The organism is Peribacillus sp. RS7, from assembly GCF_041956845.1.
Taxonomy (GTDB): Bacteria; Bacillota; Bacilli; order Bacillales; family DSM-1321; genus Peribacillus.
In genome coordinates this window covers 321,138-337,257 of record NZ_CP168135.1, presented here as the reverse complement: position 1 = coordinate 337,257, position 16,120 = coordinate 321,138, and the positions used below count along the sequence as shown (strand labels likewise).

Here is a 16,120-nt window from a genome sequence, read left to right as displayed (position 1 = left end):
GGGATATATATGATGACTTCTAGTGTCTTAAGGCCAGAAAACATAATATTAGATTTAGTTGCTGAAACGAAAGAGGACTTAATTAATGAGCTTGCAGAAAAATTAAATTCAAACGGCTATTTAAATGATCTTGAACAATTTAAACAGGATATTTGGGCACGAGAAGATCAGGTTCCAACAGAAGTAGGGTTTGGTATTGCTATTCCACATGCAAAATCTGCTGGAGTTAAATCGCCCGCTATCATTATGGGAAGATCTTTAAGTGGAATTAAGTATAGTTCAGAAAAATGTAATTTATTTTTCATGATAGCAGCCGGCAAAGATTCTTCAACTGAGCACTTAAATACTTTATCTAAAATCTCCACTTTTCTAATGGATGAAACCTTTAGAGCTAAGCTTATTCTTGCCAAAGATAGTCATGAAGTTGTCCAGCTATTTGCAAATGCTGAAGAAAAAATGCTACAAGTAGATACGAATGATAAGAAGTATTTTGGTAAGAAATTGGTCGGGGTTACTGGATGCCCTACTGGAATAGCACATACATTTATGGCTGCAGAAGCATTAAAAAATGCTGCTGAGGAGCTTGGCGTTCAAATAAAAGTTCAAACCAATGGATCGACGGGAATACAGAACAGATTAACCCAAGAAGATATTGATGAAGCAGATGGCATAATTGTTGCTGCAGATGTTAAAGTGGACATGAATATCTTCGGTGATCGCAAGGTTATTAAAACGTCTGTTAAAAATGGGATACATCATGCTAAGGATTTAATTGAAGATGCTGTTTCTGGAAAAGGTACGGTTTTAAATCAGGGGAACAACAAGTTAAAGGAAGCAAAAGAAAAAACACGATTAAAACAACCTAAAATATACAGCCATATAATGAATGGGGTATCTTTTATGATTCCATTTGTTGTTGCTGGCGGGATATTAATCGCAATCTCCTTTATGTTTGGCATTCACGCTTCAGACCCGACCAGTTCAGAATATAATGCATTCGCTGCTTTTCTAGGTACAGCAGGTGGTAGCGCAGCCTTCGCACTAATGGTTCCAGTACTAGCAGGATATATTGCGTATAGTATTGCGGATCGTCCAGGGTTAGCACCAGGTATGATTGGTGGTATGATGGCAACCCTTGGTGGTTCAGGATTTTTAGGTGGTATGATAGCAGGTTTTATTGCTGGTTATACAATCTTAGGATTGAAAAAATTATTAAAAGGCATCCCAGATTCATTACAAAGTCTTTCACCGGTACTTATACTTCCTTTATTGGCTACGTTTGTAACAGCCTTTATTATGCACTTTGTAATAAATAGTCCGATGGCGTGGATTAATGAGTCGTTACAAGGTTGGTTAAATGGCTTAACTGGTTCGAATGCAATTTTATTAGGAGCGCTTTTGGCAGGAATGATGGCATCTGATATGGGCGGCCCTATCAATAAAACAGCATCAGCATTTGGCTTAGCGATGTTTGCAAATCATATTTACGAACCATCTGCTGCACTAATGGTTGGAGGAATGGTTCCTCCATTAGGGATTGCATTAGCAACAACACTATTTAAAAATAAATTCTCACTTGAAGATCGCAACGCAGGAAAAGCTGCTTATATTATGGGGGCATCTTTTATTACTGAGGCAGCCATTCCGTTTGCTGCAAGTGATCCATTAAGAATAATTCCAGCAAATATTGTTGGTTCAGCAATTGGTGGTGGGATTTGTATGGCATTAGGGATTTCTTTACAGGCTCCTCATGGTGGAATCTTTGTAATTCCTATTGCTGCAAGCAGTCCATTGTTATACATTGCATGTATTTTAATTGGTTCAATTATTACAGCTTGTATAATTGGAGTATTAAAAAAACCTGTTTACAGAACACAAGATAATACTAGTGAGAAGTCAGGAAATAAAACAGTAGCAATCAAAGCAGTATAATTTATACGAGTGAAAATGACATTGGTACTGTACAAAACTAAGGAAAAGTCTTTACACAAAACTAAAGGTAGATCCCTTGGGAATTCCCAAGGGATTCTGCCATTAGATATGAATATCGTTTATGTAATTTAACTAAGCTAAGGCAGGCTCTGAATCACGAGTTCCATCCGAGTGCAATCCTGCATGCTGACCAAGGCTTCCCATGTACTAATTTAACGGATGTGAAGGAAGAAGTTGATCGAGTTATTGAAGAATATAATGAGAGTCGTTATCAATAGGGGCTAAAGAAATAGCCACGGTAACACCTGCTCATACCACTTAATCCAACATCCAAATCAGGTACAGCCAATACAATGTGAGTAATTGCTGTCATATGTATCCCCTCCTGATAATAAAATACCCTTTAAGGTGAGGGGCAAACGGTACCGTTTTGGACAAAAAAAGAAGCAATAGCCAATACTGCTTCTTTGATTACATATATCGACCTCAAGAAATTCTTTAAATTTCACCCTCTTCAAGCCTCCTATTATACTCAACTTTACTTATTAACCCTTTTGCATTACAGGTAAGACAATCAGTATAAATATCGTAGGCACCTGTACCTGCACAAACATGGCATTTAACATGAGTTTCCGGTATATCCTTTTGCATGAATGAAAAAACTTTTCCAATATACTGCAGAATAATCATTCCCAAAACTCCTTTTTTTTCTATCATACAACGAAAAAGTGTGAAGGAAACAAGGAATACAATAACATTACTTAAAACAAATAAAACCATAACATACTTTACATGGGGTTAAAAAATTGACTGGTTATGGAAGCATTTTTAGAATATTAGAAAAGTAGAGTTTCATGGTGAATAAGAAAGTTATCGCAAGTTTTCTCGACCAAAACAAAATAAAAAGAGCCCTAGGGCTCTAAAATAAACTATTAAGAATTAATTTTATCCATCCAATAAAAGAAATCCATAACGGTATGCTCAAAGATGTACCAAACAAAAGTCCTTTTAAGAAATTCCCTTCATTTTCACCTACCATATTGAACACACCTCTCGGCTTGGTTTTCTTGTGATAATTATAAATGAAAGCGCTTTCTTTGTATATAAGGCATTTGATGCATTTCTACTATATTATGCAGGGCGCTTTGAAAAGAGTTTCCCGTTGATAGTGATGATTTGGAAACACTAAATTTCATTAATCATGGACATGAGGGGTATTCAACAGAGGATTTGCTAAAAGGTAAGAAAATTGAAGCAGTCATAAAAGATAATCCCGATCTAATTATTTTTGAAAATTCGCTAATTAACAATCATTATCAATCACTTAGCTTGGAACAGACGGAGAAAGATTTGGAAAGCATCATGTCAAAGCTACAAAAAAAGCTGCCGAATGCAAAAATACTAATCATTTCAACAAACCCAGTCGCAAATGGTAAAAGGGAGAATAGTTTAGGGTTGAATTATTTGGATTATATTCAAGCTTCCGAGCAGGTCATCAAAACGAATAAATGGGCATATATGAATAGTAAAGAAGAGATAGAAAAGAAGCTAAAGAAAAAGAATATGTGATTAGCTGATATCCTGAATAATGATAACATACATCCCAATGATCAAGGGCATTACATATGGTTCGAGGTTATGGAGGAATATTTTATGTTGAAGAAGTAGTAAAAGGGGGAAAAGTGGCTATATCCACTTTTCCCCCTTTTAAAGTTCTCTTTGCACCTAAAAGAAAGCGTTATCATAATTTCTCAATCCTTAAAGACATCACTTTCTATCTTGAATAAATTCGCGCATTTCCTCTTTCGATATTCCAGACCCCATAACATCCTGCATGATTTCCATCCACTCTTCATCCATGCCCTTGTCTGCTTGCTCATTCAACAGAGAATCGACCTTAATACAAAGAATTCCAGCGATTTTTTCCAAAACTAATATAGTAGGGTTTGTTTGAAGGTTTCTTTCCAGTGAGCTTATATAAGATTTGGCAACGCCGGATTTTGTGGAGAGTTCACTAATTGACATTTTCCTTTCTTCCCTAAGCGACTTAACTCGGTAACCTATCATTTTGACCACACCTAACCATTAATATGAAAATTATATACTGATTTAAACTATCACTTTCAGTTTACACATTTTCCTATCATTTTTAATGATAACTAGGCACTAAAATACTTGACACAATTATATGTATAAACAGATTTTTCTGTTTAGGTAGGCATTTAGTTAGGTTTATTTTTAGTAAATATTGTAAAGTACGACAATGATCTAACAAAAATTGGGAATGGGTGTATACTTAGGGTTATTGAAAATTTAAGTCGAAAATATTCTGGTAAATGGGTTATATATATATGTTCAATGCAATATTTCAAATTTAGGAATTATTTCCTTTGTATTGCCATTTTTTTTTTTGTAAAATTACTAAGGGATTTGAAAAGTATTCTTTCATTGTAAGTTTCATGTAAATTTCCTTGAAAATACATAAATATAGGTAATATATATGGTATAATGCAATAGGTCATTTTTAACATATCAGGAGGATGAAATGGAAGAAACTATTAGTATTAAAGATATTTATAAAACATTAAAGAAACGTTGGAAGCTAATCATGCTGCTGACATTAATTGCCGCTTTGATTAGTGGAACGATTTCTTATTTCTTATTAACACCAGTTTACCAATCTTCAACACAGATTCTGGTTAATCAGAAACAGTCGGAGAACCAATTGGACTCGATTCAAATCAAATCTAATATCGACATGATCAATACATATAGTGTGATCATTAAGAGCCCTGCGATTTTGGGAAAAGTCATTGATGAGCTTGACCTTGACCAAAGTGTTGATCAACTTAGTGAAAAAATCACGATCAACAGCCAAGAAAATTCGCAGGTTTTCTCTTTAACAGTTCAAGATAGTAATCCTTCTCAGGCAGTAGAAATTGCCAACACGGTTTCTTCAACTTTCCAAAAGGAAATTAAGGATATTATGAAAGTCGACAATGTTAGCATACTTGCGAAGGCAGAAGTAAAGGAAAATCCTACTCCTGTAAAACCTTCTCCATTATTAAATATCGCTATTGCAGTGGTAGTTGGGTTAATGGCAGGAATAGGCTTGGCATTCCTACTAGAGTGTATGGATAATACGATAAGAGACGAGAAGGATATTGAGACAATCCTTGAATTGCCATTACTTGGATCTATTCAAAAAATATCGCAACATAAATAAAGAACCATTCAGTGACATTAAGAAAGGAAGTGGGATTTTTGAGAAGTAAAGATGAAAAACAAGTAAATTTAATTGCGCAGACTAATCCTAAATCGCCTATTGCTGAACAATATCGATTAATTAGGACAAACATACAATTCTCTTCAGTAGATAAAGAAATCAAAACCATTGTGGTTACTTCCGCGGAGCCTAATGATGGGAAATCGACTACAGCTGCCAACCTAGCGATTGTACTTGCTCAAGAAGAGAAAAAAGTATTAGTTGTGGATGCGGACTTAAGGAAACCATCGGTTCATTATGCTTTTAACCTTAGTAATATACATGGACTTACTAGCGTATTGACAAAGAAAATGGACTTAAGAAAAACTATCTTGAATTCAAATGTTTCAAATTTAGACATTTTAACAAGTGGGCCGATACCACCTAATCCTTCAGAGTTATTAAATTCCAAAGCGATAGAAACAGCCATTGATGAACTAAAAAAAATCTATGATTATATCATTTTTGATACACCGCCCGTACTGGTAGTGCCGGATTCCCAGATTGTAGCCAATAAATGTGATGGCGTGATCATGGTAGTGGCAAGCGGCAAGACAAACAAACAAAGTGCAGTAAAAGCAAAGGAGCTTTTAGTGAAAGCTAATACAGCTTTGCTTGGAGTCGTTTTAAATGGCGCTGAAGCGGATAACAGCAATTATTATTACTATCAATCTTAAGAAAATAAAACAAAATTCGACAAAATAACACTCTGTTTAATGGTAGTTTTATATGCTACTATTAATCAGGGTATTAATTCCTATCTGATTTCTTAGAGATTAAGCCTATTATCCCGTTTTGTTAAAAGGAAGTGTGTGAAATTTGATTGATATACATTGTCACATTCTCCCAGGAGTTGATGATGGATCTGCTGACTTGAAGGAAAGTCTCAACATGGCAAAGAAAGCGGTAGAAGCAGGAATCACCCATTTATTTGCCACGCCACATCACTTAAATGAGAAATATGTAAATGTTAAGAGTGACATCATTGACCGTGCAGGGAGGTTAAATGAGAGTTTACAACAAGAAAATATTCCTCTTACCATTCATCTCGGACAAGAAGTAAGGATACACCGTGACATATTTATTTCACTTGAAAAGGAAGAAATCCTAACGCTAGACGATAACGGAAGGTATTTGCTACTAGAGCTTCCGTCGGGAAGCGTCCCTACATACACCCAAGAAGTGATTTACGAGCTGCAGCTTAAAGGAATAAAACCTATTATCGTACACCCGGAAAGAAATAAGGAATTGATCGAGAATCATAAACTATTATTTGAGTTGGTTCAAGAGGGTGCCTTAACTCAACTTACCTCTGGTAGTATTATCGGTCAATTTGGAAAAAATGTTAAATCATTTTCAAAAAAAATAATCGAACATAATCTTGCTCATTTTATTTCAACAGATGCTCATAATATAGGCACTAGAGGATTCACGTTACAACAAGCCTATGAAACAATTACAAAATCATATGGGATCGAATGTACATTTTATTTCAAAGAAAATGCTGAACAGCTAATTAAGGGGCAAAGTCCTTCAGTTGAAAAGCCAGTACCTTTCAAAAAGAAAATTTTAGGAATCTTTTAGAATGATAAATAATCAGGAAACGCTTTCATCATTATAATATAATTTTTGCTTATGAAAAACTATATATATTTTTTTTTTGAATAAAAGAGCTAGAAAGGGCTGATATCTATGAAAAAAGTACGTAAGGCGATAATCCCAGCAGCAGGGTTAGGAACAAGATTCTTACCAGCTACAAAAGCTATGCCAAAGGAAATGCTTCCTATAGTAGATAAACCGACGATTCAATATATTATTGAAGAGGCTGTAGCATCTGGAATTGAGGATATTATTATTGTAACCGGTAAAGGTAAGCGTGCAATTGAAGATCATTTCGATAATGCATTTGAACTTGAAAATAATTTAATGGAAAAAAATAAATTCGAATTACTAGAAAAGGTTCAAGCTCCTTCCAAAGTGGACATTCATTACATAAGACAAAAGGAACCAAAAGGTTTAGGCCACGCAGTTTGGTGTGCAAGAAAATTCATTGGTAATGAACCATTCGCAGTTTTATTAGGCGATGATATCGTCCAAGCTGAAACACCTTGTTTAAAACAGTTAATGAATGAATATGATAAAACCTTATCTTCCGTCATTGGTGTTCAAACAGTCCCCAAAGAAGAAACTCATCGATATGGAATTGTCGATCCAAGTAACCAAAATGGGCGACGCTATGAAGTAACTAACTTTGTCGAAAAGCCTGCAAAGGGTACTGCCCCTTCCAACTTGGCAATCATGGGCCGATACATTTTTACACCTGAAATATTTATGTTCTTGGAAAAACAAGAACTAGGAGCAGGCGGAGAAATTCAGCTGACTGATGCGATTCAAAAATTAAATGAAATTCAACGAGTATTTGCTTATGATTTTGAGGGAAAACGATTTGACGTGGGGGAGAAACTAGGGTTTATCCAAACGACAATTGAGTTTGCTTTGAATGATATAACTCTAAAAGATGAAGTTTTAGAGTTTATAGAGAACCTACTAGAAAAACAAAAGATATAAGAATAATAAGAGTAAGGGAGGAGCCAATTTGAAAGCTGTAGCAGTTGAGCAGAGAGTGGCATCATCTGACCACTTATTAACGGCAGATCAAGTAAATGCTAACTCAAGCTATATAAGAATGAAAAGGTTTGTAGATATTATTGGATCATTTACTGGACTTATCTTACTATCACCCATTTTTTTGATTGTAGCTATTTTGATAAAAATAGAAGACCCAAAAGGTCCTGTTTTTTTCAAGCAGGTTCGAGTCGGGAAAGACGAGACTGAATTTCATATGTATAAATTCAGATCAATGGTCACCGATGCAGAAGATAGGCTTAAGGATTTACTAGTTTTAAATGAAGTTACTGGTTCTATGTTTAAAATGAAAAATGATCCAAGGATTACGAAAATTGGTAAATTCATTAGGAAAACTAGTATTGATGAATTACCGCAGCTGTGGAATGTACTTAAAGGTGAAATGAGTTTAGTTGGACCGCGGCCACCACTTATTCGTGAAGTTGTAGAATATTCTTTATATGATAAACAAAGACTACTTGTAACTCCGGGGTGTACGGGATTATGGCAGGTTAGTGGCAGAAATGGTATTGGTTTCAATGAAATGGTTGATTTAGATATTACTTATATTGTTAACCGAGATATATTTCTGGATATTAAAATAATTATAAAAACTGTAAAATGTATGATTAACACGAACGGCGCTTATTAAGAAAATTGGAGATGATTATTTTGAATAAAAAAGTTTGCGTAGTGGGTTTAGGGTATATTGGATTGCCGACTGCAGCCGTATTAGCAAATAAAGGGTTTTTTGTTCATGGTGTAGATGTAAACGAGAAGGCAATTAATTTAATAAATAATGGACAAGTTCATATTTATGAGCCCGATTTAGAGGATATTGTAAAAAGAGTTGTGTCAGAAGGAAACTTTTCTGCTGATTTAATTCCTGATAATGCAGATGTCTTTATTCTCTCAGTTCCCACTCCATTTAAAGACAATCATAAACCTGATTTAGCATTTGTTGAGTCAGCTACAAAAGCAATTATTCCTTATATTGAACCTGGTAATATTATAATATTAGAATCTACTAGTCCCGTTGGTACAACAGAAAAAATTACGGATTGGATTTTACATGAAAGACCAGATTTGAATATTGATGAAAATAGTCCAAATCAAATATACATTTCACATTGTCCGGAACGAGTACTACCAGGTAAGATATTAAAAGAATTAATTGAGAATGATCGTATAGTAGGAGGAATAAATAAAAAATCAACTATTAAAACAGCAGAATTTTATAATAAGTTTGTTGAGGGGAAAGTACTACAAACAAATGCAAGAACTGCTGAACTTTCGAAGTTAACAGAAAATTCATTTCGAGATGTAAATATTGCATATGCTAATGAATTATCAATGATTTGTGATGACTTGAATATTGATGTTTGGGAGTTAATTAGTTTAGCTAACCATCATCCGAGAGTAAATATACTTAAGCCTGGTCCAGGTGTTGGTGGTCATTGTATTGCAGTAGATCCATGGTTTATTGTAGATGCTGCACCTGAGAACTCAAAGCTAATTCATACTGCACGGAAAGTCAATGACTCAAAGCCCCATTATATAATTGAAAAAGTAGTAGAAATTGCAAAAAATATCCCAAATCCAACCATCGCTTGTTTAGGGTTAGCATTTAAGGCGAATATTGATGATCTAAGGGAGAGTCCTGCTGTAGAGATTGTGAAAGAATTAGCAAGTATTTTTGAGCAAAACATGTTTGTAGCTGAACCACATATTAAGGAACTTCCCAAAGCATTAAAAGATTTTAAAATTGAGTTGACTGACACGGTGGCTGCTATTAAAAAGGCTGATATAATAGTTTTACTAGTAGATCATGATTATTTTAAGGAATTAGATACTGATTTATTTTTAATGAAAAAATTAATAGATACTAGAGGGATTTTTTATTCTAATGATTATGATAAGAACTTAATTTCAATCTAGGGTTGGAACTACTCTAGATTCAAATAATTAGCAAGTAGAATTTGTATTACAGTAGATCTGGGATTAAAAACGTTAAGACTATAGTGAAGGAAGAATATTTACTTGTTGTAAATTGCACTTTCGTTATGAATACAACCCCATTTATTACTATATTCAAAAAAGGCAATTCAACAATGAATTTTTTCCTTTTTCTGTGATGCTCATCCATCTATGTCAATAGTAGAACATTTTGTTACTGGAGACATCGGATTAAAACGAAATAGATTTAGCAGTTTTTAAACCATAATTTGGGTTATTAATGTGCTTTTTGGAATCTTAGCTTTATTGTATCAGTTAGTCTTAGGAGTTAGATAAAGGGAGGGAAATAATGAAGGTTTTACATTTAAATTCTTCATTGGTGCTAGGTGGGGGACTTGAAAGAATTATCGTGGATTTAATGACCACAAACATAAAGGTATCTAATTATTTATGTGTAATAAATAATAGATGGAGTAAAGAGTATATACAACAATTTGAAGAAAAGAATATCCTTTTATGTAATAGAAAAGAAGGAACAAAAAATCCAATAAAAAATATAAAACATGTTTATAAAATTTATAAGTTCATTAAAAAAAATAATATAGATACGATACACTGCCATAACATATTTTCATTGAAAGTAGCTTATTTGCTAAAAAAGATCTTAAAGGTAAAAGTTATTTTTACAGTTCATAGTACGGCTGTATATAATGCCAATTTAAATAAATATCCGGTCGATAAATATATTGCTATTTCCACTTCAGTTTTTGACATTATAAAAAAATATGTTTCTGAAGACAAGATTAGATTAATTTATAATGGTGTAGATCTTAAAAGGTTTGATAATTCATCTGAGCTTTCGGTTAAGAAAAGTAATAGTTTTAACATTGCTTGTGTAGCTAGAATTATGCCCGAAATAAAAGGACAAGATATTTTAATAAAGGCGTTAAATATATTAAAGAACCAGTATAATAATGATAATTTTATATGTACTTTTGCAGGGGCGTCAAATGAACAACAATCAATGGATTGTTTATATGAACTAACTAAGAAATTTGGTTTAGAAAGTAATATTAACTTTATAGGTAATGTAGAAAAAATAGAAAATCTATATGCTAATACAGATATTCTAGTGTTACCGTCTAGATATGAAGGCTTTGGTTTAGTGGTAGTGGAAGCTCTAGCTGCAGGCTGTAGCGTTATTGTAAGTAAACTTGAAGGCCCTTTAGAAATCGTGAAAGAAAATCAGGAATATGGTTTATATTTTGAAAAAGAAAGTTATGAAGATTTGGCTGGAAAATTAGATCGACTTATAAGTGATGATGAATATCGACGTCGATATACAAACAATAAAAAAACACTAGAATATATAGAAAGTGAATATTCATTAGAAAAAATGGTGAATAGTTATAATGAAGTTTATATTGAGGTCTAACTAAATAATGAATATTCAGCTTCATTATTATATTATAAAAGGTTAAGTGGTGGATTATTTGGTTAATAACGGATTGAAATCAAATCAAATTATCTTAAATGGAAAAAGTTACAAAGTCGAAAATATATTAATTTTCATACTGTTTTATTATACATTTTGTTATACGGTTATAATTCGTTTAATTTTGGGTGAGATTACACATATAAATCTTATGTACTCAATAGTACCTTGCCTGGTAATTCTTTTGTACTATTTGGTTTTTACTAAATTTATAAATCTCTTTGTTTTATATTTGGTTATTTTTATTTTTTCTATTAATATTGTTAGCATTGTATACTTTAATATTCCTTTTTCAGGGGTGTACAGATTTATTGTTTCGTTGTTAATTCCCCTTTTAGTAGTAGGTATTAAACTACAGGAATCAAAGATGATTTTTAAACGATTTATTAAAATCTATAACTGGATAATAATTATCAATGTTTTTTATGGGCTAATTGATTATGTATTACATAAAAAATTACAATTCTTACTTGCTGATTTCTTACTCTTTTCAAGTATTTCTAGAAGTATTCAGGCCGATTTAAATACTGATGTTTATAGGCTTTTTTCGTTATTAGGTCATCCCCTTACCAATACATTACTTCTTATAATCTTTATTGGAATCAATTTGTTATATCACCACTATTACAAAGATAATATTAATTTTAATACAGCAATAATTTTTCTAACAACTATAGTTGGCTCATTTTTGTGTAACAGTAAATTTGGTATACTAATTATTTTGTTAATCCTTCTATCAGCTATTTTAACTGGTAGTAATAAAGGTAAAAAATTATTATATATATTAATTGGTTGTATTATAGTTCTTTTCAACAGTTCCCTAAGAAATAATGTTTTGAATAGATTCTTCATGGCTTTTGAAGAAGGTGATGTAAGTAACGGTAGATTTTCAGCTATTGGTTCATTGATTCAGAATGATGTATCATTACCATTTTTCTTTCTTGGTAAAGGGATTGGCGCATCTGATTATTTATTACAATCTATCAGTGATCTCGATAATATTGAGGTTCCTGCAGTTATGTATATGTATGACTACGGAATTTTTATCACTATTCTTATATATATAATTCTATATTTAATTCCAGTTGTAATTTTTATTAAAAACAAGCATTGGTATATGTTGTTTCTTTATACAATGATCTTCTTATTTGCGAATTCTTATAATGGCTTAGCAACCAGCATGGGGATTGTTCAAATATTAACCTTTTTTTCAATGTTTTTAATTAATCTATCTAAAGATTTGCGAAGAAAAGAACGTTATATAATGCAAGACCCAGAATAAAATAGTGATTGTTAGAGGTAAGTGGGGAAATTAAATTTAATTAGATTATTTTTGGATGAGAAAAAAGTAACAAAAGACTTAACCTTAAATTAGGATTTAATTATCTTTTTAAAGTAATACAAAAAATAAATAAAAAATGTAGGTTACCTTTATGAAAGTTTTTAAAAATTATTACAATAATATCCTATTTAGAAATTTAAGTATTGTATTTTGTGAAAGCATTGTAACAAAGGCCTTGAGTTTTTTTAGTATATTGATTTTATCTAAATCATTAGGTCCTGAAGATTATGGTAAATATTCTTTTATTTTTGTGGCTGTTGCATTTTTAAGCGCATTCTTTGATTTTGGAATGGAAAATACAGCAGTTAGATACTCTGTTAGAGATAAAGAGTACCGAAATGAAATTTTTGGTTTATATCTCTTAATAAAAATAATAATTACTACTTTTATTATTATGGTTTTGTGGGTCTTTGGGGATCAAATATTTTTTTTGATAGGTAAATCAGAAATAGAGCAATTTATTCCATTTTTAATCATTGGCTTTTTAGGGGAATCTTTATTTTTCGTTAATGATACATTCTTACAAGCAATCCAAAAATTCAAACTAAGAGCGATGATTAATATTTTAAGATATTTAATTTTGGTAGTTGGAATTATTATATTGAAGTTAAATGAACTGCTGTTACTAAAGTATGTTTTTTATATATACTTTCTACCGTTACTTGTATCTTTGTTTTTTACATTTAAATATTATATGTTTTTAAAATCCTTTTTTTCTTTTAAATTATCCAAAAAAATAACGAGGGATATTTATCAATACGGAAAGTGGATGTTTTTGATTTCCATATCCAATAATACTTTGGGGAGAATTGACTTTTTCCTTATCTCTTTCTGGGTTTCCTATCAACAAATTGGAATTTATAATATTGCTTTCCAGTTGTCCGCAATAATATCATTTATTCCATTTGCATTTGGGAAGGTACTATTACCCAAAATGTCTGAACTAAGCCAACTAGAAATTCTTGAAAGTACAAATAAAATAACTAAGTCAGTACTCATCTTAACAATCGGAATGTCTTGTTTAGTTCCCATTGTACATTTTTTAGTTCCAATACTCTTAGGAGAAAAATATATAGATTCGGTTGAGATTCTTCAAGTAATGATTATTTCTTCTTTGATTTCGGTTGTACTTGTTCCAATAGAACAGGCAGTTTATTCCTTGGGGAAACCAGTATTTATTACAATAGGAAAGTATGTGCAGATTGTTGCGATCGTTTTCGTTATCATTTTCACTGTTCCGTTTTTTGGACTAATATGGGCTGCGATTAGTGTATTAATTGCAAGAATAATTTATGGCAGCATTTTAATTAAGTTTTATTTGCAGTATAAAAAAAATATTATTCTAAAAATGAAAGGAAAATAAAGTATGGTTTAAGACTACTTGTATACTTTATCAATGAACACACAAGGGAAAATTCAGTCTGAATAATTTAGGGTTTGGAAAAAATTCACTAAGTTTAACTTTATTGAAGTTTCAAACCAACTTCTAATGAACCTACATAACATGCTAATTATTATTGAATAAGTATTGGTTCGAGTAGTTCTTTCACTGATTCAAAAGAGGGAGGATTATACTTTGAAACGGAGAAATTTCATTCTTAACTTTTTTCTTATGATATTAGCTTTCTTTTTTGGTTATACAATCAAAAAGGATGGCACTAATATGACATTACAACGAATCGATACATCTATGGTAAGAGGCAAATATAGGAGGACAGTTGCAGAAGAAATTGGCGATTTATCCGAATTTAAGGCAAGGGGTAATTCTATTACCGAAAAAGCAACAAATGAATTCACTGACAGGGGTATAAACATAAAGTGGTTTGGTGCAAAAGGAGATGCCAAAGAAGACGATACTGCATCTATAATTACTGCTATTTCAACATTAAGTGATGGAGATACACTATTTTTTCCAAAAGGAACCTATCTTGTTTCTAATACCATATTTATTGATAAAATAAGTAATATCCGGTTATTGGGTTCTTCAGGTGCAATTATAAAAAAGAAAGAAACAGGAAGAGAATATAGCTTGTTATACATTTATAAGACTGAAAACTTAATAGTTGAAAATATATCCTTTATTGGTTTCAGGAATAAAATAGAAAATCTGGTTAAGGGTGATTATGGTTTAAAAATTCAAAGTGGTAATAATATAAAAATTATTAATTGTATCTTTAAAAATTTTGCAGATTCCTGTTTTGGTGTAGGGGCCAAAACAAATCGTGATCTGCAGAATATCCAAACTAGCAATAATATTTGGGTGTTAAACAATTACTTTGAAAACGTATGGCAGACATCGACAACTCCTGCTGGAGCAAAAAATTATTTTTTTGAAAATAATGTTGTTAAGGACTTATTTGGTTCTTTAAAATTTGCTTCACGCAATTCCTTATCTAATAATATAAAAATATTGAATAATATTATAAGTGGTGTCGGAAATGGTAGTACAGGTATAGAAGTTGCTAATTACATGAATTTAGAAATAGAAGGCAATATTATTAATAACGTTGATTATGGTATAAATTTTTATATAAATCAACAAGCTTCGAGTTATCCAACAAATATTGAAACGATTAATATAAATAATAATATTATTACAAATGCTTCTGTTTCGGGTGTTAGAATTAGTAATAAAAGTATAGCAAAAAAAATAGGAATCTTTAGTGTGAAAATAACAAGTAATACAATAAAAAACTGTTCCGGATTTGGAATAAACTTTAGTGGAAACAAAATGGAGAATATAGATATTTCACAAAACCTTATAAAATCAGTTTCGGGTGATAATATACTTATTTCTTGTGATTACGAAGAAGATAATGGGAAAATTATAATAAGAAATAATATAATAGATGATTTTAAAACATTTGCTGTTAATATTCAAAATAATAATAGTACAAATTATGTAGATGTTTATGTTGATAATAATAAAGGATTTTCGGATATCACAAATTCACTTTTCTTATGTACAACTAAACCAAATAAATATAACTTTTTTATTGAATCCAATAACGTGAAGTGTTATAGCTATTGCTTAATAATTTCTTATGCTCTTCGTTTGACTTTAAGGGAAAATGATTTTACTTCTTCAAATGGTATAGCTGTTAATCTTTCCTCAAAGGAATCATTTGTTAGAAATAACAATATTAAAGCGCCTGTAACTGCCATAAGACATGATAATGGTTCTACGGGGATAACATACACAATTGGCAATTTTATAGAAGGTACTATTGAAAACAATGGACAAACATTAACTTCTTTGTCCTAATTTATGAACAGTTTTGTTATTTTGAAACTCAGATAATTAGTGAAAATCTCCCAAACTTGGAATATAGGTAGTCGAATGCTCATTTCTAAATCAGTACGATTCTTAACAGTGTTAAATGCTATTCGTCTCATATAAGGGATGAAATTAACAAATGTGTAAATCGATAGTAGGATTCTTATGTGGATTAATTTTCAAAAACATCATAATAATAACATTTATTAATTAAATTCATTTTACTTA

14 protein-coding genes are annotated in these 16,120 nt (G+C 31.6%); 12 read left to right on the top strand and 2 right to left on the bottom strand.

Features of this window, described 5'->3' with window-relative positions; all coding sequences use genetic code 11:
• The first annotated feature begins 9 nt into the window (after positions 1–9).
• Entirely contained in the window at positions 10–1,932 is a 1,923-nt protein-coding gene (locus ACDZ29_RS01805) for a fructose-specific PTS transporter subunit EIIC (RefSeq protein WP_375089643.1), read from the top strand.
• Between the two features lie 498 nt (positions 1,933–2,430).
• Here ACDZ29_RS01805 and ACDZ29_RS01800 read toward each other — a convergent pair whose 3' ends face one another.
• Positions 2,431–2,622: a hypothetical protein gene (locus ACDZ29_RS01800; protein ID WP_137023242.1), complete on the bottom strand. Its 192-nt coding sequence runs from the start codon at positions 2,620–2,622 to the stop codon at positions 2,431–2,433.
• Between the two features lie 486 nt (positions 2,623–3,108).
• Here ACDZ29_RS01800 and ACDZ29_RS01795 point away from each other — a divergent pair, with 486 nt between their 5' ends.
• Complete coding sequence (locus ACDZ29_RS01795; RefSeq protein ID WP_375089641.1) at positions 3,109–3,501, top strand: SGNH/GDSL hydrolase family protein; 393 nt, start codon at positions 3,109–3,111, stop codon at positions 3,499–3,501.
• Between the two features lie 198 nt (positions 3,502–3,699).
• Here ACDZ29_RS01795 and ACDZ29_RS01790 read toward each other — a convergent pair whose 3' ends face one another.
• Complete coding sequence (locus tag ACDZ29_RS01790; protein WP_375089640.1) at positions 3,700–3,999, bottom strand: helix-turn-helix domain-containing protein; 300 nt, start codon at positions 3,997–3,999, stop codon at positions 3,700–3,702.
• Between the two features lie 478 nt (positions 4,000–4,477).
• On the opposite strand from ACDZ29_RS01790, the gene ACDZ29_RS01785 reads away from it, so the two are divergent.
• The 10 genes from ACDZ29_RS01785 (at position 4,478) to ACDZ29_RS01740 (ending at position 15,880) form a co-directional block, all read left to right on the top strand.
• On the top strand, positions 4,478–5,158 hold the full coding sequence (locus ACDZ29_RS01785) for a YveK family protein (protein ID WP_375089638.1): 681 nt from the start codon (positions 4,478–4,480) through the stop codon (positions 5,156–5,158).
• Positions 5,159–5,196: 38 nt separating this feature from the next.
• Complete coding sequence (locus ACDZ29_RS01780; RefSeq protein WP_375089637.1) at positions 5,197–5,874, top strand: CpsD/CapB family tyrosine-protein kinase; 678 nt, start codon at positions 5,197–5,199, stop codon at positions 5,872–5,874.
• A 142-nt stretch (positions 5,875–6,016) separates the two neighbouring features.
• The gene (locus ACDZ29_RS01775; RefSeq protein ID WP_375089636.1) at positions 6,017–6,781 is read left to right on the top strand and encodes a tyrosine-protein phosphatase; all 765 of its coding nucleotides are present in this window, start codon (positions 6,017–6,019) and stop codon (positions 6,779–6,781) included.
• A gap of 108 nt (positions 6,782–6,889) precedes the next feature.
• The gene (gene galU, locus ACDZ29_RS01770) at positions 6,890–7,765 is read left to right on the top strand and encodes a UTP--glucose-1-phosphate uridylyltransferase GalU (protein WP_375089635.1); all 876 of its coding nucleotides are present in this window, start codon (positions 6,890–6,892) and stop codon (positions 7,763–7,765) included.
• A gap of 28 nt (positions 7,766–7,793) precedes the next feature.
• Entirely contained in the window at positions 7,794–8,474 is a 681-nt protein-coding gene (locus ACDZ29_RS01765) for a sugar transferase (RefSeq protein ID WP_375089634.1), read from the top strand.
• A 20-nt stretch (positions 8,475–8,494) separates the two neighbouring features.
• Positions 8,495–9,760: a UDP-N-acetyl-D-mannosamine dehydrogenase gene (wecC, locus tag ACDZ29_RS01760; protein WP_375089633.1), complete on the top strand. Its 1,266-nt coding sequence runs from the start codon at positions 8,495–8,497 to the stop codon at positions 9,758–9,760.
• A 367-nt stretch (positions 9,761–10,127) separates the two neighbouring features.
• Complete coding sequence (locus ACDZ29_RS01755; protein ID WP_375089632.1) at positions 10,128–11,213, top strand: glycosyltransferase family 4 protein; 1,086 nt, start codon at positions 10,128–10,130, stop codon at positions 11,211–11,213.
• 910 nt (positions 11,214–12,123) lie between these two features.
• Positions 12,124–12,555: a hypothetical protein gene (locus ACDZ29_RS01750; protein ID WP_375089631.1), complete on the top strand. Its 432-nt coding sequence runs from the start codon at positions 12,124–12,126 to the stop codon at positions 12,553–12,555.
• Positions 12,556–12,706: 151 nt separating this feature from the next.
• Positions 12,707–13,978, top strand: coding sequence for a lipopolysaccharide biosynthesis protein (locus tag ACDZ29_RS01745; protein WP_375089630.1), 1,272 nt, complete (start codon positions 12,707–12,709; stop codon positions 13,976–13,978).
• Positions 13,979–14,191: 213 nt separating this feature from the next.
• Positions 14,192–15,880: a glycosyl hydrolase family 28-related protein gene (locus tag ACDZ29_RS01740; RefSeq protein WP_375089629.1), complete on the top strand. Its 1,689-nt coding sequence runs from the start codon at positions 14,192–14,194 to the stop codon at positions 15,878–15,880.
• The last annotated feature ends 240 nt before the right edge of the window (positions 15,881–16,120 follow it).

Bases quoted from the DNA above. Each gene is read 5' to 3' on its own strand.
- ACDZ29_RS01805 (WP_375089643.1), top strand. From the start codon at position 10: ATGATGACTTCTAGTGTCTTAAGGCCAGAAAACATAATATTAGATTTA.
- ACDZ29_RS01800 (WP_137023242.1), bottom strand. From the start codon at position 2,622: ATGATTATTCTGCAGTATATTGGAAAAGTTTTTTCATTCATGCAAAAG.
- ACDZ29_RS01790 (WP_375089640.1), bottom strand. From the start codon at position 3,999: ATGATAGGTTACCGAGTTAAGTCGCTTAGGGAAGAAAGGAAAATGTCA.
- ACDZ29_RS01785 (WP_375089638.1), top strand. From the start codon at position 4,478: ATGGAAGAAACTATTAGTATTAAAGATATTTATAAAACATTAAAGAAA.
- galU (WP_375089635.1), top strand. From the start codon at position 6,890: ATGAAAAAAGTACGTAAGGCGATAATCCCAGCAGCAGGGTTAGGAACA.
- ACDZ29_RS01755 (WP_375089632.1), top strand. From the start codon at position 10,128: ATGAAGGTTTTACATTTAAATTCTTCATTGGTGCTAGGTGGGGGACTT.
- ACDZ29_RS01750 (WP_375089631.1), top strand. From the start codon at position 12,124: ATGGCTTTTGAAGAAGGTGATGTAAGTAACGGTAGATTTTCAGCTATT.
- ACDZ29_RS01745 (WP_375089630.1), top strand. From the start codon at position 12,707: ATGAAAGTTTTTAAAAATTATTACAATAATATCCTATTTAGAAATTTA.